25 protein-coding genes are annotated in these 24,448 nt (G+C 70.4%); 9 read left to right on the top strand and 16 right to left on the bottom strand.

Annotated features, from left to right (window positions below):
• Position 1: 1 nt before the first annotated feature.
• The 3 genes from QF035_RS40445 to QF035_RS40455 form a co-directional block, all read right to left on the bottom strand.
• Positions 2–985, bottom strand: coding sequence for a DMT family transporter (locus QF035_RS40445; RefSeq protein WP_307531794.1), 984 nt, complete (start codon positions 983–985; stop codon positions 2–4).
• 152 nt (positions 986–1,137) lie between these two features.
• A complete protein-coding gene (locus tag QF035_RS40450) occupies positions 1,138–1,872 on the bottom strand; it encodes an ArsR/SmtB family transcription factor (protein ID WP_307526202.1) in 735 nt (244 codons plus the stop codon).
• Positions 1,873–2,027: 155 nt separating this feature from the next.
• A complete protein-coding gene (locus tag QF035_RS40455; protein WP_307526204.1) occupies positions 2,028–2,663 on the bottom strand; it encodes a TetR/AcrR family transcriptional regulator in 636 nt (211 codons plus the stop codon).
• Between the two features lie 103 nt (positions 2,664–2,766).
• Here QF035_RS40455 and QF035_RS40460 point away from each other — a divergent pair, with 103 nt between their 5' ends.
• The 3 genes from QF035_RS40460 to QF035_RS40470 all read left to right on the top strand — a co-directional run bounded on the left by QF035_RS40460 (position 2,767) and on the right by QF035_RS40470 (position 5,017).
• On the top strand, positions 2,767–3,918 hold the full coding sequence (locus QF035_RS40460) for an acyl-CoA dehydrogenase family protein (protein WP_307526206.1): 1,152 nt from the start codon (positions 2,767–2,769) through the stop codon (positions 3,916–3,918).
• Between the two features lie 60 nt (positions 3,919–3,978).
• Positions 3,979–4,266, top strand: a complete 288-nt coding sequence (locus tag QF035_RS40465; RefSeq protein WP_055612233.1) for a YiaA/YiaB family inner membrane protein — start codon at positions 3,979–3,981, stop codon at positions 4,264–4,266.
• Between the two features lie 124 nt (positions 4,267–4,390).
• Positions 4,391–5,017 carry a TetR/AcrR family transcriptional regulator gene (locus tag QF035_RS40470; RefSeq protein WP_307526209.1) on the top strand — a complete coding sequence of 209 codons (627 nt, stop codon included), beginning with the start codon at positions 4,391–4,393 and terminating at the stop codon, positions 5,015–5,017.
• 95 nt (positions 5,018–5,112) lie between these two features.
• On the opposite strand, the gene QF035_RS40475 is transcribed toward QF035_RS40470, so the two are convergent.
• Positions 5,113–5,574: a MaoC family dehydratase gene (locus QF035_RS40475; protein ID WP_307526210.1), complete on the bottom strand. Its 462-nt coding sequence runs from the start codon at positions 5,572–5,574 to the stop codon at positions 5,113–5,115.
• Between the two features lie 140 nt (positions 5,575–5,714).
• Here QF035_RS40475 and soxR point away from each other — a divergent pair, with 140 nt between their 5' ends.
• Positions 5,715–6,224 (top strand): redox-sensitive transcriptional activator SoxR, encoded by a 510-nt coding sequence (gene soxR, locus QF035_RS40480; protein WP_307526211.1) that lies wholly within the window; start codon positions 5,715–5,717, stop codon positions 6,222–6,224.
• Positions 6,225–6,432: 208 nt separating this feature from the next.
• Here soxR and QF035_RS40485 read toward each other — a convergent pair whose 3' ends face one another.
• Entirely contained in the window at positions 6,433–7,500 is a 1,068-nt protein-coding gene (locus tag QF035_RS40485) for an RNA ligase (ATP) (RefSeq protein ID WP_307526213.1), read from the bottom strand.
• 176 nt (positions 7,501–7,676) lie between these two features.
• Entirely contained in the window at positions 7,677–8,405 is a 729-nt protein-coding gene (locus QF035_RS40490) for a 3-keto-5-aminohexanoate cleavage protein (protein ID WP_307526215.1), read from the bottom strand.
• 55 nt (positions 8,406–8,460) lie between these two features.
• On the opposite strand from QF035_RS40490, the gene QF035_RS40495 reads away from it, so the two are divergent.
• Positions 8,461–8,979, top strand: a complete 519-nt coding sequence (locus QF035_RS40495) for a hypothetical protein (RefSeq protein ID WP_307526217.1) — start codon at positions 8,461–8,463, stop codon at positions 8,977–8,979.
• Between the two features lie 45 nt (positions 8,980–9,024).
• On the opposite strand, the gene QF035_RS40500 is transcribed toward QF035_RS40495, so the two are convergent.
• On the bottom strand, positions 9,025–9,633 hold the full coding sequence (locus QF035_RS40500; protein ID WP_189840104.1) for a hypothetical protein: 609 nt from the start codon (positions 9,631–9,633) through the stop codon (positions 9,025–9,027).
• A 326-nt stretch (positions 9,634–9,959) separates the two neighbouring features.
• Between QF035_RS40500 and QF035_RS40505 the strand changes: the two genes are divergently transcribed.
• The gene (locus tag QF035_RS40505) at positions 9,960–12,761 is read left to right on the top strand and encodes a penicillin acylase family protein (protein WP_307526219.1); all 2,802 of its coding nucleotides are present in this window, start codon (positions 9,960–9,962) and stop codon (positions 12,759–12,761) included.
• Between the two features lie 24 nt (positions 12,762–12,785).
• On the opposite strand, the gene QF035_RS40510 is transcribed toward QF035_RS40505, so the two are convergent.
• Positions 12,786–14,159 carry a serine-threonine protein kinase gene (locus QF035_RS40510; RefSeq protein ID WP_307526221.1) on the bottom strand — a complete coding sequence of 458 codons (1,374 nt, stop codon included), beginning with the start codon at positions 14,157–14,159 and terminating at the stop codon, positions 12,786–12,788.
• A 108-nt stretch (positions 14,160–14,267) separates the two neighbouring features.
• Entirely contained in the window at positions 14,268–15,533 is a 1,266-nt protein-coding gene (locus QF035_RS40515; RefSeq protein WP_307526223.1) for an exo-beta-N-acetylmuramidase NamZ family protein, read from the bottom strand.
• Positions 15,534–15,741: 208 nt separating this feature from the next.
• On the opposite strand from QF035_RS40515, the gene QF035_RS40520 reads away from it, so the two are divergent.
• The 3 genes from QF035_RS40520 to QF035_RS40530 all read left to right on the top strand — a co-directional run bounded on the left by QF035_RS40520 (position 15,742) and on the right by QF035_RS40530 (position 18,846).
• Positions 15,742–16,506 carry an SDR family oxidoreductase gene (locus QF035_RS40520; protein WP_307526225.1) on the top strand — a complete coding sequence of 255 codons (765 nt, stop codon included), beginning with the start codon at positions 15,742–15,744 and terminating at the stop codon, positions 16,504–16,506.
• Positions 16,503–18,170: a class I adenylate-forming enzyme family protein gene (locus QF035_RS40525; protein WP_307526227.1), complete on the top strand. Its 1,668-nt coding sequence runs from the start codon at positions 16,503–16,505 to the stop codon at positions 18,168–18,170. The genes QF035_RS40520 and QF035_RS40525 overlap by 4 nt, the downstream gene beginning before the upstream one ends.
• Before the next feature lie 82 nt (positions 18,171–18,252).
• Complete coding sequence (locus tag QF035_RS40530) at positions 18,253–18,846, top strand: TetR/AcrR family transcriptional regulator (RefSeq protein ID WP_307526229.1); 594 nt, start codon at positions 18,253–18,255, stop codon at positions 18,844–18,846.
• A 79-nt stretch (positions 18,847–18,925) separates the two neighbouring features.
• Here the strand turns inward: QF035_RS40530 and QF035_RS40535 are convergent, their stop codons facing one another.
• From QF035_RS40535 to QF035_RS40565, 7 genes are all read right to left on the bottom strand, one after another.
• Complete coding sequence (locus QF035_RS40535) at positions 18,926–20,149, bottom strand: acyl-CoA dehydrogenase family protein (protein ID WP_307526231.1); 1,224 nt, start codon at positions 20,147–20,149, stop codon at positions 18,926–18,928.
• Positions 20,150–20,155: 6 nt separating this feature from the next.
• Entirely contained in the window at positions 20,156–21,178 is a 1,023-nt protein-coding gene (locus QF035_RS40540; RefSeq protein WP_307526234.1) for a phosphotransferase family protein, read from the bottom strand.
• 167 nt (positions 21,179–21,345) lie between these two features.
• Positions 21,346–21,642 carry a hypothetical protein gene (locus QF035_RS40545; protein ID WP_307526236.1) on the bottom strand — a complete coding sequence of 99 codons (297 nt, stop codon included), beginning with the start codon at positions 21,640–21,642 and terminating at the stop codon, positions 21,346–21,348.
• A 126-nt stretch (positions 21,643–21,768) separates the two neighbouring features.
• A complete protein-coding gene (locus QF035_RS40550; RefSeq protein WP_307526238.1) occupies positions 21,769–22,089 on the bottom strand; it encodes a DUF202 domain-containing protein in 321 nt (106 codons plus the stop codon).
• Positions 22,089–22,481 (bottom strand): YidH family protein, encoded by a 393-nt coding sequence (locus QF035_RS40555; RefSeq protein WP_307526240.1) that lies wholly within the window; start codon positions 22,479–22,481, stop codon positions 22,089–22,091. The genes QF035_RS40550 and QF035_RS40555 overlap by 1 nt, the downstream gene beginning before the upstream one ends.
• Before the next feature lie 538 nt (positions 22,482–23,019).
• Complete coding sequence (locus tag QF035_RS40560) at positions 23,020–23,535, bottom strand: NUDIX hydrolase (RefSeq protein ID WP_307526242.1); 516 nt, start codon at positions 23,533–23,535, stop codon at positions 23,020–23,022.
• Positions 23,532–24,419, bottom strand: a complete 888-nt coding sequence (locus QF035_RS40565) for a DMT family transporter (protein WP_307526244.1) — start codon at positions 24,417–24,419, stop codon at positions 23,532–23,534. Before QF035_RS40565 ends, QF035_RS40560 begins: the two co-directional genes overlap by 4 nt.
• Between the last annotated feature and the right edge of the window lie 29 nt (positions 24,420–24,448).

Raw genomic sequence — 24,448 nt, forward strand, 5'->3', positions numbered from 1 at the left:
CCTAGGCCTGCTCGCGCTGCGGCTCCGGACTCGGCTCCGGGGCCGCGGCGACCGGCCCGGCGGCAGCCGCAGGCCCGACTTCCGCCGCCACGGCGGCCGTTCGCGGGCGCGACCGCGACACCGCCACCCCCGCCAGACACACCAGCCCGCCGACGAGCGTGATCCAGCCCGGCACCTCGTCGAGTGCCACCCAGGACATCAGCACCACCAGCGCGGGCACCGCGTACGTCGTGGCACCCATCTTCCCGGCCGTCGTACGGGCCAGCGCGAACGCCCAGGTGGTGAACGCGAGGGCGGTCGGGAAGACGCCCAGATACAGCATGTTGAGGGTCGCGGACAGCGGGGCGTCGGCGGCATCGGACACCAGCTGCCCCGCGAACGGCAGACAGGCCACCGCCCCGATCGCACAGCCGTACGTCGTCACCTGGAGCGGGGAACCGTGCCGCAGGGCCGGCTTCTGGGCGACCACACCGCCCGCGTACGCCACCGCGGCGAGCAGGCAGAGCAACACGCCAAGCACGGAGGCGCTGCCCTCGCCCGACATCGACAGGCCGACGACCGCCGCTCCCGCGAACGACACGGCCATCCCGGCGAGGAGCCTCGGCGGCAGCCCCTCCTTGAGGAGCCACCCCGCGAGCAGGGCCATGATCAGCGGGCCGACGTTCACCACCAGGGCGGCGGTGCCCGCGTCGACCTTCTGCTCACCCCAGTTGAGCACCACCATGTAGAGCCCGAACCAGAGCAGCCCGGACACCACGATCCCCGGCCAGGCGGGGCGCGGCGGCAGCCCCTCCCGGCGTATCAGACAGATCACGCCGAGGACGAGCGCCCCGGCGAGCAGCCGGCCCAGGGCCAGGGCGCCGGGCGCGTACGCCTCGCCCGCACTCCGGATGGACACGAACGCGGAGGCCCACAGCAGCACGGTGATCGTCGCGGCTCCGGCCGCGAGCAGTTCTGTGCGGCGGGCGGACAGGAGAGGCTTCATCACTTTCCAGAGGCTAGGTGGGGTTGCGGGAAAGGGCTCGCGGTTTTTGGACGGGGCGTTGTGCTCCGCTGGGTGGCGTTGTCTGTCTGCGGGGCGGTGGGGGCTGGGCGCGCAGTTCCCCGCGCCCCTTATGGGGCGCCTTGAGGGGCGGGTCAGTGGAGAGTCTCGGGTTGGATTCCCAGTAGTTCCGCCAGCGCCCGTTCGCCCTCAGCCGTGACCTTCACCGCGCGCTCCGAGCCGATGCGTACGCACCAGCCTGTGTCCAGGGCGTGTCGGCAGAGGGCGGCTCCCGCGATGCCGGCGAGGTGGGGGCGTCGTTCCGTCCAGTCCAGGCAGGCCCGGGCGAGGGGACGCCGCCCGGTGCGTACGAGGGGGACGCCCAGGCCGTCGAACCAGCGAACCCCCTCGTCGGTGAGCGCGAACCCCGTGTCCTGTCGGAGCAGTCCGCGGCCGGTCAGCGCGTCGGTGACGGCGATGCCGAGGCGGCCGGCCAGGTGGTCGTAGCAGGTGCGGCCCCTGGCCATCGCGCTGCCCGCACCGGCCTCGCGCAGGGTGCGCGGTCGTACGGCGGTCGTCGGCGCGACCTGGGCGGCGAGATCCTCGACGAGTTGGGCGACCCGGGCGTCGGCCAGTCGTACGTACCGGTGCCGCCCCTGCCGTTCCTCGGCGAGCAGCCCGCCCGCGACGAGCTTGCCCAGGTGCTCGCTGGCCGTCGACGCGGCGACCCCCGCGTGCCGGGCCAGCTCCCCGGCGGTCCACGCCCGCCCGTCGAGCAGGGCCAGCAGAAAACCGGCCCGCGTCTCGTCGGCGACGAGAGAGGCGAGGGCGGCGAGCCCGGCGGCCTCGGCGCGCGCACTGCTCGTACGGCCCGTACGTGAGGAGGTCATGCACTCAGGATGCGCGACGCATGGTTCGGCCGACGCCGAAGGATGAAAAGCTGGGGCGAAGCCCCGCTTTTCAGGGGCGCGGGGCTGTATCGATGTGCGGCTCCGCCGTGTGGGCGCGACCAGCCCACACCGGCCCGCAGAAAACAACACGGCCTCTACCCCCGCAGCCCCTCAAACTGCAACGCCAACCCGTCCAGCAACGCCCTGAGCCCCGTCTCGAAGGCCCGCTCGTCGATCTTCTCCTGCTGCTCGGCAAGGAGATGGGCCTGCCCGAGATGCGGATAGTCGGCGGGATCGTACGCGGTCTCGTCGTCCACGAAGCCCCCGGCGAACGATCCCAGCGCGGAGCCCATCACGAAGTACCGCATCAGCGCGCCGATGGACGTGGCCTGGGCGGGGGGCCACCCCGCCTCGACCATCGCTCCGAAGACGGCGTCGGCGAGTCGCAGTCCGGCCGGGCGGCGGCCGGGGCCGCGGGCCAGGACCGGGACGATGTTCGGGTGGTCGCGCAGGGCGGCCCGGTAGGAGACGGCCCAGTCGTGCAGCGCGGTGCGCCAGTCGCGCCCGTCCTCGAACATCGACAGGTCGACCTGCCCGCTCACGGAGTCCGCGACCGCCTCCAGGATCTGGTCCTTCGTGCGGAAGTGGTTGTAGAGGGACGGACCGCTCACACCCAGTTCGGCGGCGAGCCGGCGTGTCGAGACGGCGGCCAGGCCCTCGGCGTCCACCAGCGTCCGGGCCGCCCCGACGATCCGGTCGGTGCTGAGGAGGGGCTTGCGCGGTCTGGCCATGGCGCACATAGTAGGGCTGCGAACCAGAAACTAGCAGCGCTAATTTAATGCCGCAGCAGTCATGTCGCGGCCGTCACGTGGCCTTCGACCGGGAGGACTCGCCATGAACCTGGGGCTCAGCGAGGAGCAGGCCGCCGTCCGACGGCTCGCCAGGGACTTCGTCGACCGGGAGATCGCCCCGCACGTCGTCGCCTGGGACCGGGCGGAGGAGGTCGACCGCTCGATCGTGAAGAAGCTCGGCGATGTCGGCTTCCTGGGCCTCACGGTCGACGAGGAGTACGGCGGCTCCGGCGGCGACCACCTCGCGTACTGCCTGGTGACGGAGGAGCTGGGCCGGGGTGACTCCTCGGTCCGCGGTATCGTCTCGGTCTCCCTCGGCCTCGTCGCCAAGACCATCGCGTCCTGGGGGAGCGAGGAGCAGAAGCGGCAGTGGCTGCCGGGGCTCACCTCGGGCGCGTACGTCGGCTGCTTCGGTCTCACCGAACCGGGCACCGGCTCCGACGCGGGCAACCTCTCGACCAGGGCGGTGCGCGACGGCGACGACTACGTGATCAGCGGCAGCAAGATGTTCATCACCAACGGCACCTGGGCCGACGTCGTGCTGCTCTTCGCCCGCTCGACCGACGCCCCAGGCCACAAGGGCGTCTCCGCCTTCCTCATACCCACCGACACCCCCGGCCTGACCCGCCGCACCGTCCACGGCAAGCTCGGACTGCGCGGCCAGGCCACCGCGGAGCTGGCACTTGAGGACGTCCGCGTGCCCGCCTCGACGATGCTCGGCCCCGAGGGCAAGGGCTTCTCCATCGCGATGTCCGCGCTGGCCAAGGGCCGGATGTCCGTCGCGGCCGGCTGTGTCGGCATCGCCCAGGCCGCGCTGGACGCCGCCGTGACGTACGCGACCGAGCGCGAGCAGTTCGGCAAGACCATCGCCCACCACCAGCTCGTCCAGGAACTGCTCAGCGACATCGCCGTGGACGTCGACGCGGCCCGGCTGCTCACCTGGCGGGTCGCCGATCTCGTCGACCGGGGCGAGCCGTTCGCCACCGAGTCCTCCAAGGCCAAGCTCTTCGCCTCGGAGGCCGCCGTGCGCGCCGCGAACAACGCCCTCCAGGTCTTCGGCGGCTACGGCTACATCGACGAGTACCCGGTCGGCAAGCTGCTGCGCGACGCCCGCGTGATGACCCTGTACGAGGGCACCAGCCAGATCCAGAAACTGGTCATCGGCCGTGCGCTGACAGGGATTTCGGCCTTCTGAGTACGCGTCTGAGTATGCGAGCGGATGTGGCTGCGGCCAGGTGGGCCGACTCTGGTGCGCATGAGTGAGACACCGGTCAAGCAGCAGAACACCGCCGCCTTCTACGGCCAGGCGGTCCTATCGTTCGGCGTCGCCGTCGTCGCGACCACCATCGGCATCTTCAAGCTGGAGGCCGACACCTGGGTGCGCGCCTTCCTGGGGATCGCCGTCCTCTACCTCGTCACCTCCGCCTTCACCCTCGCCAAGGTGATCCGCGACCGTCAGGAGGCCGGGCAGATCGTCAGCCGGGTCGACCAGGCCCGACTGGAGAAGCTCCTCGCCGCACACGACCCCTTCGAGAAGCTGTGAAGCCGAAGTCCTGAAGCGGTGAAGCTCCGAGCGGGTTTTCCACGCCTCTGATCGGGCACTCTAAGCGCCCGCTCAGTATCGGAGGTATGGTGTTCGTTCTGCCAGTGGAAGGGGCGAACCAGCGATGAGTACGGCGGAGGAGACGGCCGGTGCGGAGATGCCGCCGTGGGCCGAGGTCACCCCGGACGCGGCCCGGCGGCTGCTCGTCGCCGCCGTGGAGGCCTTCGCCGAGCGCGGGTACCACGCGACGACGACCCGTGACATCGCCGGCCGGGCGGGGATGAGCCCGGCCGCGCTCTACATCCACTACAAGACCAAGGAAGAACTGCTCCACCGGATCAGCAGGATCGGCCACGAGAAGGCCCTGGAGATCCTGCGGACGGCGGCCCAGGGCGAGGGCGGTGCCGCCGAGCGGCTGGCGGACGCCGTGAGCTCCTTCGTCCGCTGGCACGCAGGTGGGCGTACCACCGCCCGGGTCGTGCAGTACGAACTGGACTCGCTCGGCCCGGACGCCCGGGCCGAGATCATCGCCCTGCGCCGCCAGGTCGACGCCGAGGTCCGCGGCATCATCCAGGACGGTGTGGCGGCGGGCGACTTCGACGTCCCGGACGTCCCGGGCACCACCCTCGCGGTCCTCTCCCTGTGCATCGACGTGGCCCGCTGGTTCAACGTCAACGGCACGAGGACACCGGACGAGGTGGGCACCCTCTACGCGGACCTGGTCCTGAGGATGGTCGGGGCCAGGAAATAGCCCGCTGGGTTGTTCGCGCCGCGCAGGGCGCCCCTCAAGGGGCGCGGGGAACTGCGCGACCAGCCCCAACGCACCCGCGGCCAACACGCGACCGGTCAGAAGTAGTACCGAGACACCGACTCAGCCGCACAAACCGGCTTGTCGCCCCCCTCACGCTCCACGGTGAAGCCCACGGACACCTGCACCCCGCCCGGCACCTCATCGACACCGGTGATCTTCGCCGTCGCGCGCAGCCGCGACCCCACCGGCACAGGAGCGGGAAAACGAACCTTGTTCGTCCCGTAGTTGACACCCATCTTGACGCCCTCGACCTTGATCAGCTGCGGCCCGAACAGCGGCAGCAGCGACAACGTCAGATACCCGTGGGCAATCGTCGTCCCAAAGGGACCCGCCGCGGCCTTCTCGGGGTCCACGTGGATCCACTGGTGGTCCCCTGTCGCGTCAGCGAACAGATCGATCCGCTTCTGGTCGACCTCCAGCCAGTCGCTGTACCCCAACTGCTCGTCCACCGCCGCCTTCAGTTCGTCGGCGGACGTGAAGATCCTCGGCTCTGCCATGTCCCTGGCCTCCCGCGTAGCAATGTCTAAGCAACTGCTTAGCATGGTAGGGCGAGAGTTCCCTGTCAACGGACCGGAAGCGTGACGCGTGACAAGGAGGGCGGGCGAGGCAGGTCGACGGCATGGGTAGGCTTCGAGAGGTGCCCCAGATTCCCGAGAAGATCCACGAACTCACGGTCGGCCAGCTGTCGGCCCGCAGCGGTGCCGCGGTCTCGGCCCTGCACTTCTACGAGTCCAAGGGCCTGATCAGCAGCCGCCGCACGACAGGCAATCAGCGCCGCTACCACCGCGACGCACTGCGCCGCGTCGCCTTCGTGCGGGCCGCGCAGCGGGTCGGCATCCCGCTGGCCACGATCCGCGACGCGCTCGCCGAGCTGCCCGAGGAGCGCACTCCGACGCGCGAGGACTGGGCCCGCCTCTCGGAGGCCTGGCGGTCCGAACTCGACGAGCGCATCAAGCAGTTGGGCCGCCTGCGCGACCACCTCACCGACTGCATCGGCTGCGGCTGTCTCTCGCTGGAGACCTGCGTACTGTCCAACCCCGACGACGTCTTCGGTGAACGGCAGAGCGGCTCCCGCCTGATGGTGGAACGCCCGGGCGCCAGGAACCAGCGCGAGCAGCCGGAGAAGGAGCCCAGGAACTGCGGCTGAAGCGGCCACTGGGCTTCTGGGGCCCGGGCCCTTCAGACCTCGGGCTCTTGAGGCCTGGGCTCCTCAGGCCCCGGGCTCCTGGGCTCTCGGGCTCCTGGGCTCTCGGGTTCTTGGGCCCCCGCGCTTCTGGGCCCCGGGTTCCTGGGACCTCGGGTTGCCATGGCCTCGGGTTCTGAGGCCCGGGGCTCTTGAGACCCCGGGCCCCTCCTCACTCGTACTCCGTGCCGCCCTTGCGTGTCAGATACGCCGGGCTGACCGCCTTCGCGACGGCCCGGCCGCCCGTCACCGGGCTGTACCGCTCGGTGGCGGGCCTGATCACGACACCCTCGCGCAGATGCAGCCCCTGCCCGGACACCGTCTCGCGCCCGGAGGCGAACTCCAGGACGCGGCCGATGTCGTACGGACCCTCGTAGAGCCGTGGCACGAGCGGCAGTTCGCCCGTGAGCAGCTTCGTCGCGTCCAGCCAGCGGACCTCGCCGTCGATCTCCGCGGACACGTCGAACACGGCGTATCCGAGCGACTCGCGGCGGCCGTCGGCGCCGTAGGTGAGGTCCTGTACGCCCGCTCCGTACACCTCGCCGAAGACGCCGACGCGGCGCGCGCCGAGCCGCTCGGCGAGCCGGGCCGCGGCCGCGGTGACGCCGTGGCCGTGGACCGCGCGCCAGTACAGGTTGCGCGGGTCCTCCGTCAGGGCCAGGTACTTGGCGCCGAAGCCCTTCGAGGAGACCTGGACGCGGCCGTCCTCGGCGAAGTACGTGAGCAGGCAGGCCGAGCCGTGCAGTTTCTCGGTCAGGACCACGTCCTCGCCCGGGGTGAAGATGTCCGGGTAGCGCTGGATGTTCTCGATGTCGACCCAGGGCAGCAGATCGGGGGCCGGCTCGACCTCGCCGTCCATCGTGGGCGGTATCGGCGGCACCCACTTGGTGATGCCGAGCCGCTCGGCGAAGTCCGTGCCGTCCGCCGCGGCCCGGGCGAGGTCGACGCCCGCCAGCACCTTTGGCCGGCAGACGATCCCCTGCGACAGCTCGCCGCGCAGCCGCACCGCCTTGACCCGGTCCGACCTGCTGCCCGCGAGGCGTCCGGTCAGGCCCAGCTCCTCGATCAGCTCCTCTGGCAGCACGGACTGCTCGGGGATGTAGACGGCGGTCTCACCGGTGCGGTACACGCCCTTGGCGACGACTGCTCGGTACAGGCCCACCTGGGCCAGTTCGAGCGCGTCGGCGTTCGGATGCTCGTGGACGGTCAGCACTTCGGCGGTGACGCGCAGCGTCGACATGGTGGGACTCCTCGGGTTCCTCAGACCGGTCTCATCGCCTCCAACTGTCCGTACGGGAAAGGGGTGGAGCGAGGGATTTTGGGGCTGCTATGTGTTCCGCTTGAGGGTGGGTGGTGACGTGCGGGCCCGGTGGGGGCTGGTCGCGCAGTTCCCCGCGCCCCTAAGGGGCGCGCCCCTTACGGAGAACGCCGCGCTCTCTCGTGCTGGACCAGCCCCTCTGTCACCAACTCCGCGTTGGACAGCGCCCGTTGGCCGTTCGGCAGGAACAGCGTGTCCTCCAGGCCGATCCGTGTTGCGAGACCGAGGCGTCCGGCGAGCCGCAGGACGGGCCAGGTGCCGCCCTCCTCGCCGTGCAGCAGAACGGGACGGCCGTGAGTGACGGTGAGTGCGGCCAGCAGCCCCCGGGCCGAGTCCTCCGCCGTGTCGGGGTTCGGGTCCGTGACCTCCGCCAGGATGCGCAGGACCCGTGGGGCGAGTGGTGAGGCCGCGAAGCGTGCGGCTCCGTCCGTGTCGGACCAGATGCCCGCCTCCACGGCCACGCCACGCTCCAGGAGTGCGGCGGCGACCTGCTCGGCTCCCGGCTCGTGCCAGTTGACCGAGGCGTGGTCGGGCAGGACGGTCCATTCGCGGACGCGGGCCACGCGGGTGGCGGGGTCGGGCTCGGCCCAGGCTCCGGTGGTCACGCCGACGGGGGCGGTGACCCGGGAACGTATTTGCTCCAGCGTCGCTGCAACCGCTTTCGGCGACAGCGTGTCTTCTCCACAGGGGGACTTGGGATGTACATGGATGTCCGACGCCCCGACCGCGACGGCCTCCGCCGCGGAGTCGGCCATCGCCGCCGGCGACAACGGCACGAGAGCACCGTCGCCGGACCCGCGTCCCCCGTTCACACACACCTGCACCATGCCCCCGATGGTGCCAGGCGCCACTGACAACCGGAGATCGAAGGAGGAACAGGCGATGAGCCTGGCCATCTGCTCGCTCAAGTGGGAAGCCGCGCACACGGGGGCGCAGACGATCACGTACGACAGCGACGGGTACCACCTCGTGCGCTTCCCGTACGTCACGGGGGAGGAGCAGTACGACCCCTGGAACATGCACGACCCGGCGCAGGGCGGCGACAGCGCGTCGACGTTCCCCGACGCCCGCTCGGGCCTGATCTGGCCCAGCCACGACGGCTGGGGCGTACTGTCCGCGATGGTCTTCTGGGAGGCGGACTCCGCCGGACTCGAGTACCGGGCGCGCTACGTCCGGGACCCGCTGAACCTCTCGACGGGCTACAACTCGACGGCCACGACCGACATCGCACCCACCCGGGGCGGCCAGTACCGCACCTACATGTGGCAGATGTTCGTCCATCCGGGGACGCCGCTCGGGCTGAAGATCTCCGTGCGCGGCGCGGGGGACGTGAAGGTCTCTACACCGCTGATGCTCGCCGAGTTCAAGCTCGCCATCCACACCGACGTCAAGACGCCGTAGCCGATCGCCCGGGGGTGCGGTTCCGCCGGCGCACCCCCGGCACGCCTAGCTCGCCACCGACACCAATAGACGCCCTCTTCTGGCTTCTGCCAGGGCCTCGGGCGTGAGAACCGGCCGCGGGACCACGATCCCGCAGGCCGTGCAGACCGGGCCCGTGGACGGTTCGTGGGCCAGGTCGTACTTCCAGGTGAGGCGCTCGCCCGAGCAGACCGGGCAGACGGTGCCCGGCTCGCGCTCCAGGGCGGCGATCAGCCGGCGCAGCACCTCGGCCATCGGCTCATGCGGGTGGACCCGAGGGTCGTCGCACCAGGCGACCCCGAAGCCGCCCCAGGTGAGCCGGTGCCAGTCGTCCACGCTGCCAGGGCTGCGCAGACCGTCGTGCTTCTCCTTCTTGCGGCGCTGTGCGAACTCGACCTCGTAGGCGAGCCATACGGAGCGCGCCTCCTCCAGTTCGTCCAGTGCGGCCACGAGCCGCGCTGGATCGGGGGACCGGTCCTCGGGGCCGAACCCGGCCCGGGAGCACAGATGGTCCCAGGTCGCCCGGTGACCGTAAGGAGCGAACCTCTCAAGGCACTTGCGCAGTGAATAGCGCCGCAGTGCCAGATCGCTCCTCGGGTCGCGCACCTGTCTCGCCAGACTCCGAAAGCCGGCCATCGCCCTGCACCTCCGTCACACCTGCACCTGTACTTCGGTCACTTCGGCGTCGTCGAAAGGACGTCGCCGAATAGACGTATCGACACGCGATTCGGCTCCATCTGTTTTTCGGCGACCGATAAAAAGCCGCCAATCGGACGATTTCGGACCGTCCATCAGACGGTTCTCGGCCGTCCACCGTCTGCTTCTCGCCGTCGGCCGGTGCGGCCGGCGGTGCGTCGGGGGATCCTCCGGCCCCGCCGACGCCAAAAGTGACGCATGTTCATCTTCAAACGCGGGGATACCGGCGGTAACGTCCGGCTCACCCCCGTCGCGAGGAGCCAGCCATGCCCCGGCGTACCCCACGCACCATCCTCGACAGACAGAGAACTCCCCGCAGATTCACCAAGTTCCTCAAGGGCGCATCCATATGCGTTCTCGTTGCCGGTCTTTTGTCTCCGCTTTCCCAGGCGGCCGCCGCGCAGCCCGCCTCGGCGACGGCCGCGGCAGCCGCGAACGACTACTGCGGCGGCCGGTGTTCGGACATCCTCCCGGCGGGCCAGAACGGCAACGCGACCCTTGCCGAGATTCTCCTGAACCAGGCCTTCGGCACCCAGCCCGCACACGCGGACGACCAGCTCGCGCCCTACGGCAGCCTCGCGTCGGGCTACTCCGGGCTCACCGACGCCAAGATCAACGACTTCTTCAGGGACGCCTCGTTCGGGGTCCCCGCCGACCAGGTCGAGTCGACCCTGAAGCCCGCCGGACGCACCGACGTCACGATCGTCCGCGACAAGAAGACCGGTGTGCCGCACATCACAGGCACCACGCGTTACGGCACGGAGTTCGGCGCCGGATACGCGGCCGCCCAGGACCGGCTGTGGCTGATGGACGTCTTCCGGCACGTCGGACGCGGCAAGCTGACCCCCTTCGCCGGCGGCGCACCCTCCAACCAGGGCCTTGAGCAGGAGTTCTGGCGCCATGCCCCCTACACGGAGGCCGATCTCCAGGCCCAGATCGACAACGCCGTCGCCACCAACGGCGCCCGCGGCCGGCAGGCCCTCGACGACGTCAGGGCCTACATCGCCGGCATCAACGCCTACATCGACGCCTCCGACAGCGGCCGCTACTTCCCCGGCGAGTACGTCCTGACCGGCCACAAGGACTCCGTCACCAACGCCGGGACCATCGAGCACTTCAAGGAGACCGACCTGGTCGCCCTCGCCTCCGTCATCGGCGCGCTCTTCGGCTCAGGAGGCGGCGGCGAGGTCAACAACGCCATCTCGCTCCTCGCCGCCCAGTCCAAGTACGGCGTGGAGGAGGGCACCAAGGTCTGGGAGTCCTTCCGCGAGCGCAACGACCCCGAGGCAGTACTCACCGTCCACAACGGCGAGAGCTTCCCGTACGCCACCAAGCCGGCCGACCCCCAGGGCGAAGCCCTGCCCGCCGCGGGCTCGGTGGCCGAGGTGCTGCTGGTCTACGACCGCACGGGCAGCGCGGCCACCGCCACGGCCACCGGGACGTCCGCCGCGGCGACGGCGAGCGCCCTCAGCTCGGCGAAGCGCGGCATGTCCAACGCCCTCGTGGTGAGCGGCAAGAGCACGGCGAGCGGCAACCCGATCGCCGTCTTCGGACCGCAGACCGGCTATTTCGCGCCACAGTTGCTGATGCTCCAGGAGATCCAGGGCCCAGGCCTCAGCGCCCGCGGCGCCTCCTTCGCGGGCCTGAGCATGTACGTCGAACTCGGCCGCGGCCAGGACTACGCGTGGAGCGCCACGACCTCCGGCCAGGACATCATCGACACCTACGCGGTCGAGCTGTGCCAGGACGACACCCACTACCTCTACCGCGGCACCTGCACGGCCATGGAGAAGATCGAGCAGACCAACGCCTGGAAGCCCACCACCGCCGACGGCACCGCGGCCGGCTCGTACCGCATGCAGGTCTGGCGCACCAAATACGGCCCGGTGACGCACCGCGCCACCGTCGACGGCAAACGGGTCGCGTACACCACCCTGCGCTCCTCCTACATGCACGAGGCCGACTCGATCATCGGCTTCCAGATGCTCAACGACCCGGACTATGTGAAGAGCCCCCAGACCTTCCAGTCGGCGGTGCAGCACATCAACTACACCTTCAACTGGTTCTACGCCGACTCGCAGCACACCGCGTACTACAACAGCGGTGACAACCCGGTCCGCGCCAACGGTGTCGACGCCGAGTTCCCGGTCTGGGCGCAGTCCGCGTACGAGTGGAAGAACTGGACGCCGACGACGAACACCGCCGACTACACCCCGGCGTCCGCCCACCCCAACTCCGTCGACCAGGACTACTACATCTCCTGGAACAACAAACAGGCCAAGGACTACACCACGGCTCCCTGGGGCAACGGCTCCGTCCACCGCGGCAACCTCCTGGAGGACCGGGTGAAGAAGCTGGTCACCGCGGGCGGGGTGACCAGGGCGTCGCTCACCAAGGCGATGGCCGACGCGGCGCTGGCCGACCTGCGCGCCGAGGACGTACTGCCGAAGCTGCTGAAGGTCGTCAACAGCTCGCCGGTCACCGACTCGGCTGCCGCGGCGGCCGTGACGAAACTGTCCGACTGGGTGACGGCCGGCGCCAAACGCAAGGAGACCTCGGCCGGTTCGAAGGCGTACGCCAACGCCGAGGCGATCCGCATCCTGGACGCCTGGTGGCCGCTGCTGGTGAAGGCCGAGTTCGAACCCGGTCTCGGCAGCGACCTCTACACCGCCATGACCAGCAACCTCCCCGTGGACGAGGCCCCGTCGGCCGGACACGGGCCCACCGGCTCGCACGCCGGAAGCTCCTTCCAGTACGGCTGGTGGAGCTACGTCCACAAGGACATCCGGGCGGTGCTCGGCGAGACCGTCGAGGGCGGACTCGCCAAGCCGTACTGCGGCGGCGGCAGTCTCAGCGCCTGCCGGACCATCCTGATCAACAGCCTCAAGGAGGCCGCCGCGAAGACCGCCGCCCAGGTCTACCCGGGCGACGACCTCTGCTCGGCCGGCGACCAGTGGTGTGCCGACTCGGTCAACCAGCGCACGCTGGGCGGCATCAAGCACGGCAGGATCAGCTGGCAGAACCGGCCGACCTACCAGCAGGTCGTGGAGTTCGCCTCGCACCGGTGACGACAGGCACCAGCAGGCGGCGGGTCACTGGATGCGGCCCGCCGCCAGCACCACCTGCGCCAACTCCCGGTGGCAGATGTCGCTGTGGGCCCCCGACGGGGCTCCGCCGCGCTTCACCACCGCGGACGCGTCGATGTTCACGCACCCCGACACGGGCAGCTTCGCCCGCAGCGCGTCGGCGAGCTCGAAGCCCTTCGTGCCCGCCACCGCCTGCACCCCGTCGAACCCCAACGCCCCCCACTTGCTGCCCAGAAGACGCGGCAGCCGGAGGTCGGCGGCGGAGCTGCTGTCGCCCGCCATGCGGGAGGCCATCGGGTAGACCGTCCCGAGCGCCGAGTCGAAGCGCGAGAAGCAGCAGACCAACGGGCCGTCGACACGGTCCTGTTGGCCGTGCAGGACGCCCTTGCCCCGCGCGTCGTGCGGCAGCCGGGCCGCGAACGCGTAGTGGGAGAAGGCCGCTTGGAGCAGGGTCACCGACTTCACGTTCCGTACGCCCCTGGGCAGCCCGCGCAGCGCGAACGACACCAGGCGCCCGCCGAAGCTGTGCCCCACGAGATGCACCCGCAGCCCGGGTGCCACCTGCGAGAGCCGTCCGACCAGCGGGCCAAGACCGCGCTCACCGACCGTGCCCGCCCGCCGCTTCATGGCGAAGTACGTTGCCTGCCGCAGCAGTTCATGAGCGCCGTCCCAGACCCGGGGGAGCCCGAACGAGGCCTGGACTCCCTCGGCTCCGGCCCCGAACCCGGCTCCGGCACCGACTCCGACCGCGAGCTCGCCGTCGGCTCCGGCCCGTTCCTCCGCCAGCGCCCGCGCGAACTCCCGGCACATCTCCGCCGCGTCCCCGAGGAACATCTCCGGGTCGCACTGCGGCCCGGCCGCCGCCACGGTGTCCGCGGCGAACGCCGTTCCCGGCGCCTCGGGATGCAGCTCGACGAGCAGCCGTACGAGCCGCCCGAACTCCTCCAACGCCGCTTCCTCGTCAGGCTGTTGGTCGAGCATCCGGGCGATCTGGTCGACCAGGGTGGCCCGGCCGGGGAACACCTCCAGCAGACCGGTGCGTGTGCTGTTGTCCAGGGCCGGCCCCACGGCCGCCGCCGTCACCGTCCGCTCGAAGTCGGGGATCGGCTCGTCCGAGAACCGCATCGACGGCCACACCACGCCCACGAACCCGAGCCGGGCGTTCGGCGCGAGCCCGGGGAACGGTTCGAAGAACCGGCTGTAGAGCCGTGTCGCCCCCGACCGGTCGCTGTTCCAGCCGTGCGCGAACACGATCAGATCCTTGACGCCCCGCTCCGGCGCCTCCTTCAGCAGCCGGTCGCGCTGCCCCGCGTTCACATCCCCGTCCGCGTCGAACGTCAGCTCCCAGTAGGGAGTCACACCCACTTCCGGCTCCGCCATGACGAGCCTCCTTCGGCCCCCGTAACCCGCTCATTTGCGGGCATCGTCCCGCCGCGGAGGGGAGTTGGCCATACGTCAGGTGCGGTCCGACCGGCCCGAACCCATGTCTCAGCGATACAGGAGGTACTTCCCGCGCGTCCGGCGGAAGGCCGCCAGCTCGCCCTGCCAGGCCGCCACGACCTCGTCGGCACCCGCGCCCGCGTCGATCATCGTGCGGACCTGCGTGGACCCCGTCAGCTTGTCGATCCAGTTGTCGGAGCGCCAGGCGAAGCCGCTCCACACCTTCTTGGCGGTCACCAGCAGCGCGATCCCGGTGCGTACGGGGTCGTACGCGGCCCGGTCGTGGACATGGATCTGTACGCCCCCGACGGTCCTGCCCTGGAACTTCGAGAAGGTGGGCGCGAAGTACGCCTCCCTGAAGTGCACACCGGGCAGCCCGAGTTGCCCCGCCTCGGCGGCCCACCGCCGGTCGATGCCCTCCGCGCCGAGCAGCTCGAACGGGCGGGTCGTGCCGCGTCCCTCCGACAGGTTCGTCCCCTCGAAGAGACAGGTCCCCGAGTACACGAGCGCGGTGTCCGGCGTCGGCATGTTGGGGCTCGGCGGCACCCAGGGGAGACCCGAGGCGTCATAGAAGTCCGACCGCTTCCAGCCCGACATCAGCACGGTGTCCAGCGGAACCGGCGCCGCGAGGAACTCCTTGTTGAACAGCCGCGCCAGCTCCGCCACCGTCATCCCGTGCGCCTGCGAGATCGGCTCCCGGCCCACGAAGGTAGCGAACTCCTTGTGCAGCACGGGGCCCTGGGCGCTCCGGCCGGTCACCGGGTTCGGCCGGTCGAGCACCACGAACCGCTTCCCGGCGAGCCGGGCCGCCTCCATGCAGTCGTACAGCGTCCAGATGTACGTGTAGAAGCGGGCGCCCGCGTCCTGGATGTCGAAGACGACGGTGTCCACGCCGGAAGCCGTGAAGATGTCGGCCAGCGGCTGCCCGCTCTTCAGGTACGTGTCGTAGACCGGGAGGCCGGTCGCCGGGTCGTCGTAGCGGCCCTCGGAGCCGCCCGCCTGGGCGGTGCCCCGGAAGCCGTGCTCGGGGCCGAAGACGGCCACGAGGTCCACTCGGTCGTCCGCGTGCATGACGTCGACGATGTGGCGGACGTCCCGGGTGATGCCGGTCGGGTTGGTGACGATGCCGACGCGTTCGCCGTCGAGGAGGGTGTAGCCGTCCGCGGCGAGGCGTTCGAAGCCGGTTCGCAGGCGGCGGGCGCCCCTTTGTTCCTGTGGTTCCTGGGCGGCCGCGGCTGTGGTGGGCGGGTTCGCCGAGAACGCCGCCGCGGCGGTCGTTGCGGCGAGGAGACTCCGTCTGGAGAGGCGGCGCATGTGTGACCTCCGTGGTCGCGGAAGACTGGCACGAGCACGCTAAGGGCTCCGCAGGTCGTTCGTAAGCTGCGGGTGCATTGTGGCTTGTCGCGCCCGCGCGGCGGAGCCGCAGATTGACGCAGCCCCGCGCCCCTTACGGGGCGCATACCGACCGGTTAGTCTGACGGTCGAGCAGAGCCTCATCTCGTCGTGTCGAAGGAGACCGAAGGTGGAAGCCGTGCAGGGTGCCGGAGTGGTTGTCACCGGAGCTGGAGGGGGCATCGGGGCCGCGTTGGCGCGGCGGTTCGCTGCCGAGGGGGCCCGGGTCGTCGTCAATGATCTGGATGCCGGGAAGGCGAAGGCCGTTGCCGAGGAGACAGGGGCGATCGCCGTTCCGGGGGACGCCTCCGCGATCGTGGCCGAGGCCCAGGACGCCCTCGGCGGCACGGTCGACGTGTACTGCGCCAATGCCGGGCTCGGCTCCGGAGGCTCGGAGGCGGCTCCCGAACGGGTCTGGGAGCTCGCCTGGGACGTGAACGTCATGGCCCACGTCCGTGCGGCCAACCAGCTGATCCCCGGCTGGCTGGAGCGCGGCAGCGGCCGTTTCGTCTCCACGGTCTCGGCGGCCGGGCTGCTCACCATGGTCGGCGCGGCCCCGTACAGCGTCACCAAGCACGGCGCGTACGCCTTCGCCGAGTGGCTCTCCCTCACCTACCGCCACCGCGGTCTGAAGGTCCACGCGATCTGTCCGCAGGGCGTCCGCACCGACATGCTCGCGAGCACCGGCAGCGCCGGCGATCTCGTCCTCGTGCCGACCGCCATCGAGCCCGAGGACGTCGCCGACGCCCTCTTCGCCGGGATCGAAGAAGACCGCTTCCTGATCCTGCCGCACCCCGAGGTCGCCGACTACTACCGGGCGCGGGCCGCCGACCCCGACCGCTGGCTGACGAACATGAACCACATCCAGCAGAAGTGGGAGGCGGACGGCCGGTGACCACCTCCCTGTACGCGGCCCAGCCGTGGCTCGCGCTTCTGAACGAGGCCCAGCGCGGGTCCATAAGCCCGGTCGACTCGCCGGTGCACGCCCTGCGCCGGGCCGTCGCCGAGGCCCCCGACACCACCTTTCTCGCCTACTTCGACGGACGGCTCACCTACCGCGAGGTCGACGAGCTGAGCGACTCCGTCGCCGGGCACCTCGCCGCCCGTGGCCTGGAGCGCGGCGACCGGGTCGCCGTCCTGCTGCAGAACTCCCCGCTCTTCGTCCTCGCCGTCCTCGGCGCCTGGAAGGCCGGCGCGACCGTCCTGCCCGTCAACCCGATGTACAAGTCGGGGGAGGTCACCCACGTCCTGCGGGACGGCGAGGTCACCGCGCTGATCTGCTCCGACCGGGCCTGGGAGTCGTACCTGCGCGAGACGGCCGCCGACTCGCCCGTACGCGTCGTGCTCACCGGCTGCGAACTGGATCTCCAGACCCGGGGCGACGTACGCGTGCTGAACTTCGAGCGGCTGCCGCAGGCTCCGGACGCCGACGACCTGCTCACCGTCGCGAGGGCCGGACACAAGGCCCCCGAGGACCGCGACCCCGGCCCCTCGGACGTGGCGCTGATCAGCTACACCTCGGGCACCAGCGGCGCCCCCAAGGGAGCCACCAACACCCACGGCAACATCATGTACAACGCCGAGCGGCAGCGGACCGGCCTCGCGCTGCCCGAGGCGCCCGTGTACTTCGCGATGGCGCCGCTGTTCCACATCACCGGGATGGTCTGCCAGTTCGCCGCGTGCCTCAACAGCGTGGGCACGCTCGTCCTCGCGTACCGCTTCGAGTCGGGGGTCGTCCTCGACGCGTTCGCCGAGCACCGGCCCCACTACACGGTCGGCCCCTCGACCGCCTTCATGGCCCTGGCCGCGCACCCGTCCGTCACGCCGGACCACTTCTCCTCCTTCGTGAACATCTCCTCCGGCGGCGCGCCCGTGCCTCCCGCGCTCGTCGAGAAGTTCCGGGCGGGCTTCGGGCCGTACATCCGCAACGGGTACGGACTCACCGAGTGCACCGCTCCCTGCGCCTCCGTGCCGCCCGGTCGCGAGGCCCCCGTCGACCCCGTCTCCGGGACGCTGGCCGTCGGCCTGCCCGGGCCCGACACAGTGGTGAGGATCGTCGACGACCAGGGCGCGGAGGTCCCCTTCGGCGAGCAGGGCGAGATCCTCGTACGCGGTCCGCAGGTCGTGCCCGGCTATTGGCGCCGCCCCGAGGCCACCGCGGAGACCTTCCCTGACGGCGAACTGCGCACCGGCGACATCGGCTTCATGGACGCGGACGGCTGGCTCTACGTGGTCGACCGCAAGAAGGACATGATCAACGCCTCCGGATTCAAGGTGTGGCCGCGCGAGGTCGAGGACGTCCTGTACACCCACCCGGCGGTCCGTGAGGCGGCCGTCGTCGGGGTGCCCGACGGATACCGTGGCGAGACCGTCAAGGCCTACGTCAGCCTTCGGCCGGGTGCGGAAGAGGACCCGGATGCGTTCGCCGCGTACTGCAAGGAGAGACTGGCCGCCTACAAATACCCGCGCCAGGTCGAGATCCTGCCCGACTTGCCGAAGACGGCAAGTGGGAAGATCCTCCGTCGGGAGCTGCGTCACCGGTCGCAGGACGGTCAGTAGACCGCCGTCGGGCGGCCGGGGGACGACCGGCGGACCACGCATACAGAACTGCACACAGAACACTGGAAGGCAGGTGGCGGCAGTGCCCAGGACGACGGACGGGGACGGCACGCCCGTCCCGCGGCGGCTGTTGGCGGCCGCCACCCGGCTCTTCGCCGAGCGCGGCTACGACCGCACCTCGGTCCAGGAGATCGTCGAGGCGGCCGGTGTCACCAAGGGGGCGCTGTACCACTACTTCGGCTCCAAGGACGACCTGCTCCACGAGGTGTACGCGCGTGTGCTGCGGGTTCAGCAGGAGCGGCTCGACGCCTTCGCCGACGCGGACGCGCCTGTCGAGGAGCGGTTGCGGGGGGCCGCCGCCGATGTCGTCGTCACGACGATCGACAACCTCGACGACGCGGCGATCTTCTTTCGCTCGATGCACCATCTGAGTCCTGAGAAGAACAAGCAGGTGCGGGCCGAGCGGCGGCGGTACCACGAGCGGTTCCGGGCGCTGATCGAGGAGGGGCAGGAGGCCGGGGTCTTCTCGAAGGCGACTCCGGCGGATCTCGTCGTCGACTATCACTTCGGGTCCGTGCACCACCTGTCCACGTGGTACAGCCCGGAGGGCCCGATGACCCCGACGGAGGTCGCCGACCACTTGGCGGACTTGCTGCTGCGGGCGCTGAGACCGTAGCGCAGGGTCGTTGTGGCTGGTCGCGCAGTTCCCCGCGCCCCTTTTCAGGGGCGCGGGGAACTGCGCAGTCTTTTGCGGGTCAGACGTACCGCTTCAGTTCCCGGCGCGCCAGGGACCGCTGGTGGACCTCGTCCGGACCGTCGGCCAGTTTCAAGGTGCGCGCGCCGGCCCAGAGTTCGGCGAGGGGGAAGTCCTGGCTGACTCCGCCCGCGCCGTGCAGTTGGACCGCCTTGTCGATGATGTCGACCACCGTACGAGGCGTGGCGATCTTGATGGCCTGGATCTCGGCGTGGGCACCCTTGTTGCCGACCGTGTCCATCATCCAGGCCGTCTTGAGGACGAGCAGACGCAACTGCTCGACTGCCACCCGCGCGTCCGCGATCCAGTTGTGCACGACCCCCTGCTGGGCCAGCGACTTGCCGAACGCCGTACGGGACACCGCCCGTCGGCACATCAGCTCGATCGCCCGCTCGGCCATGCCGATCAGCCGCATGCAGTGGTGGATCCGGCCCGGACCCAGCCGCGCCTGCGCGATGGCGAAGCCGCCGCCCTCCTCACCGATGAGGTTCGAGACCGGAACCCGCGCCCCGTGGAACACCACCTCGGCGTGACCGCCGTGGGAGTGGTCCTCGTAGCCGTAGACCTGCATGGCACGCCTGATCTCGACGCCCGGGGTGTCACGCGGCACCAGCACCATCGACTGCTGGCGGCGGATGTCCGACCCGTCCGGATCCGTCTTGCCCATCACGATGAAGATCTTGCAGTCCGGGTTCATCGCCCCGGAGATGTACCACTTGCGGCCGGACACGACGTACTCGTCTGTGCCGTCGGAGGCTCGCTCGATCAGCGTCGTGATGTTCGTGGCGTCGGACGAGGCCACCTCGGGCTCCGTCATCGCGAACGCCGAACGGATCTCACCGGCGAGGAGCGGCTCCAGCCACTGCTTCCGCTGCTGATCGTCGCCGAACTGCGCGAGCACCTCCATGTTGCCGGTGTCCGGCGCCGCGCAGTTCAGCGCGGTCGGCGCCAACTGCGGTGAACGGCCCGTGATTTCGGCGAGCGGCGCGTACTGGAGGTTCGTCAGCCCGGCCCCGTACTCGGAGTCCGGGAGGAAGAGGTTCCACAGGCCCTGGCGGCGGGCCTCCGCCTTCAACTCCTCCACCACGGCCGGGGTGTCCCACGGCGAGGCGAGCTGCTCGCGCTGCTCGTGAGCGACCGCCTCCGCCGGATAGACGTACTCGTCCATGAAGGTGAGAAGCTTGGCGCGCAGCTCCTCGGTGCGTGCGTCGAATGCGAAGTCCATGGCCGGTCAGCCTTCCTGAAGAGTGGTCAGGCCGTGCTCGATGAAGACGGGGACCAGGTCGCCGATGCGGTCGAAGCCCGCGCCGACGGTCTGGCCCAGTGTGTAGCGGTAGTGGATGCCCTCCAGGATCACGGCGAGCTTGAACCACGCGAACGCCGTGTACCAGGCGACGGCGGACACGTCGCGCCCCGAGCGCGCGGCGTACCGCTCAATCAGCTCCGCCGGCTCCGGATGCCCGGCGGCCCTGGCCGTCGTGGAGACCGGCGAGTCGGGCATGCCGAGCGGGATGCTGTACATCACCAGCAGCCCCAGGTCGGTGAGTGGATCGCCCAGCGTGGACATCTCCCAGTCGAGGATCGCCTTGATCTCGTCGTCCTCGCCGATCAGCACGTTGTCGAGGCGGTAGTCGCCGTGCACGACCGTGGGCGTGGGGGAGTTGGGCAGCTCGCGGCCCAGGGCGGCGTGCAGTTCGTCGATGCCGGTCAGGTCGCGGTTGCGGGAGGCGTCCAACTGCTTGCCCCAGCGCCGCAGTTGCCGGTCGAGGAAGCCCTCGGGGCGGCCGAAGTCGGCGAGGCCCACCTCGGCGGGGTCCACCGCGTGCAGCTCGACCAGCGTGTCCACCAGGCCGAGCACCGAGCCGCGCGTGCGCTCCGGGCCGAGCGGGGCGAGCTGCTCGGCGGTCCGGTAGGGCGTGCCCTCCACGAAGTCCATGACGTAGAACGGCGCGCCCAGCACCTCCACGTCCTCGCACAGCAGGCGCGTGCGCGGCACCGGTACGGCCGTGGGGTGCAGTGCGCTGATCACCCGGTGCTCGCGCTTCATGTCGTGCGCGGTCGCCAGGACATGGCCCAGCGGGGGCCGGCGTACCACCCACTTCGAGGTGCCGTCCGTCACCGCGTACGTGAGGTTCGACCGTCCGCCCTCGATCAGCCGGCCGGTCAACGGGCCGTCGACCAGTCCGGGCCGCTCGCTGTCGAGCAGGCCGCGCAGCCGGTCGAGATCGAGACCTGGCGGGTGGTCTGAACTCATCGTGTTTCCTCCGTACGCCGGAAATCGGGGCTCCCCACATGATGCCGACCGGTCGGTATGCAGTCCAGTGCGGGGGCGAAACGTGATTGGCGTCTCGGTCGCGAAGAACCCCCCGAGTCGTCGTCGGCGACTCGGGGGGTTCCTTGCTCTTCGTGCCCGGCGGTCGCCTAGTGGTCGTCCCAGTGCCCGTCGTGCCGGGCGTGGCGGTGACCGTCATGAACGTAGTCCACGTGGTCGCCGTGCGTCACGGCCGGGTGTCCGCAGTCCTTGCCGTGCTCGTGGCTGTGCGCCTCGTGGGTGACGTGCCCGCCCGGCTCGCACTCGTCCCAGTGTCCCGAGTGCTGCCGGTGCAGGTGCCCGTCGTGCGCGTAGTCGACGTGGTCGCCGTGCGGCACCTCGGCGTGCCCGCAGTCCGGGCCGTGGGCGTGCTCGTGGGCGGTGTGTTCCTGGTGGAGGGTGGTCATGGTGCTCGCCTTCGGAGGGGTGCGGAGTGTGACGCCGGTCAGGCTAGCCAGATAAAAGGCGCATATCTGTCCAAAATGGCTTGCGTGTTGTCCGGATGCCTCGGAGGGGGAGCGGGCGGGGTGCCTTCAGAGGACCAGGGCCACCGCGCATGCCGCCAGTGCGACCGTGCAGAGGACGGCGGTCCCGGCGTGTCTCGGTGTGAGCGTGGTTGGCTCGCCGCCGTCGGCCAGTACGCGGATCCTGCGGTGTGCCACGGCCAGGAAACCCAGCCAGAGGCCGCAGCAGAGTGCGGCCACTGTGATGTCCGCCGCGTCCGCTCCGCCGCTCAGCGCCGCCTTCACGGCCAGTACGGTCGCGACGGTCCCTGCCAGGGTTGTACGGCGCCATGCCAGCCTCGTACGTTCCGGCTGCAGGCCGGGGTCCCGGTCGTCCTGGTGGGGCTCCATCACCCCTCCCAGCCGAACAGGACGACCACGACCATGGCGACGGCCACGACGGCCACACCGATGCTCAGCAGTGCGGGAAACCGGGACACTGGGAGGTCCTCGTTCCTTCGCATCGCCTGCTCGCACCGCACCCAGTGGTTCACTGCCCGCAGCGCGCACAGCACTCCGGCGCCGAGCAGTCCGAGCGCCAGGCCGGCCCGCCAGGCCCATCGCAGGTCCGGAAGGAACTGGTCCACGGCGAAGCCGCCGCCGATCAGGGCGAGCGCGGTCCGCAACCAGGCCAGAAACGTCCGCTCGTTCGCCAGCGAGAAGCGGTAGTCCGGTGTACGGCCGTCTTCCTTGATCCGCTCAGGTGCGAACCACAACTGGATGTTCCGCCTGAATTCGATCACCTGTAGGACCTTACCCATGGCCGGGGTGGCGCCCGTTGTCGGTGGGTGGGGCGGGGCCGTACCGGTATGTCACGTTCGCGACTGCTGGGCACACGGCCCTGAATATCAATGGTGGGCGTTTCCAGCGGGAGCCGTACGTCGCGAACGTTGACACACCGCCACGGCCCCGCCCCACGCGCGTCGGCGGCTTGCGGCCCGGTTGTGGGACGGCCGTCAGTCGCCGTACGGCCCGAGGGGACGTGGCGGGGTGTCCGCCCGCAGCGGGTGGCGCGTCCGCACCGGGCCCCTACGGAACTTACGCAGTCGCGCCACACCGAGGACGGATACCCCGCCGCGACCCCGCCCCCCAGGGCGATGGGCAGGCGCGCACGACCGCGGCCCGCGGAGGACCGACGGCCCCCACCCCCTCCCACCCAGGGGCGCGGGGAACTGCGCGATCAGCCACAGCGCGCCCGCAGACGTACGCCGACCTCAACCACCTCTTACCCAGGGGCGCGGGGAACTGCGCGACCAGCCCCCACTTACCCGCAGGTGAGACTCAACCCCGTTCCCGCAAAGCCCGCAGCCGCGAATACGCTGCGAGGCCGTCCGGTACCCACTCCCACTCCGTCAGGCGCCGGTGCACCTCCGCCTCCGGCAGGAACCCGTGCCAGGCGACCTCCTCCGGTTGAGGTTCGACCGGCAGTTCGCAGAGCACCTCGTACACCGCCGACCACCAGGACTTCCCGGCCCCGTCGTCGTACAGGAACTTGAAGAGGAAGGTCGGGCGGGGGAGCCCGGAGACGCCGAGTTCCTCCTCGGCCTCCCGGAGCGCCGCTTCGTCGTACGTCTCGCCCGCGCCTACGACTCCGCCCACGAACATGTCGTACAGGGAGGGGAACACCAGTTTGGTGGGGGTGCGGCGGTGGATGAACAGTCGGCCTTGAGCGTCCTTGACCTGGATGAACGCGCAGCGGTGTCGCATCCCCTGTGCGTATGTGTCGCCGCGTCTGGCCTGCCCTACGACCTCGTCGTGTTCGTTGACGATGTCCAGGATCTCGTCGGCGGAGCTCATACCTGGACCCGGACTCGTTCCTTGGGTGCCGTACCGCTCGGCATCGCGGGGTGCATGCCCAGCAGCACCACTCCGGCCACGATCCCGGCGAGGCCCAGGACCTCCCAGGTCAGAGCGCCCGCGTCGGTGCGGAGCCGGTCTCCGAGGAAGCCCACTCCGCAGGCGATACCGGCGAGCGGCTGCGCGGCGGTGAGTGCGGGCAGTGACATGCGGAGGGGGGCCGTCTCGAACGCGCTCTGGACCAGTACGAGGCCCGTGATGCCGAGCGCCACGACCCCGTAGACCTGCCATCCCGTGGCCAGCGCGATCCAGCCGCCGTCGGAGAAGCGCTGGCCGCTCACGCGGGTGAGGGCGTCCTGGACGCCGTAGAGGAGTCCGGCGGCCACGCCGAGGAGTACCGGGCCTGCGCTCAGGAGGGATCGCTTGGCGTAGGTGGTGAGGAGTAGGGCGAGACCGAGCACTGTGCCGATGATCAGCCACTGGCGGAACGGGTCCGTGCGGGCGTCGCCGCCCTGTGGCTGGCCGGCCACGATGAACGCCGTCACGCCGCCCGCGAGCAGGAGGAGTCCTGCCCAGCCCTGTCGTCCGAGCGGCTGTCGGGTCTGGCGGCGGGAGAGTACGAGTGCAAATACCAGGTTCGTCGCCAGCAGTGGTTCGACCAGGGAGATCTCGCCGTTCGAGAGGGCGATCGCGCCGAGCACCATGCCGACGACCATCAGCCCGATGCCGCCCAGCCAGCGAGGCACCCGCACCAGGTCGAGGAGCAGGCGGGGGGAGAGGAAGTCGCCCAGCGGAGCGTGCGAGGCGGCGTTCTGCTGGAGGACGAAACCGAAGCCGAGACAGCAGGCCGCGCCGACGGAGAGGAGGAGAACCAGGACCGACACGCTGCGTACCTCGGGGATTTCGGACGGTG

It is taken from the genome of Streptomyces umbrinus (assembly GCF_030817415.1).
Taxonomy (GTDB): Bacteria; Actinomycetota; Actinomycetes; order Streptomycetales; family Streptomycetaceae; genus Streptomyces; species Streptomyces umbrinus_A.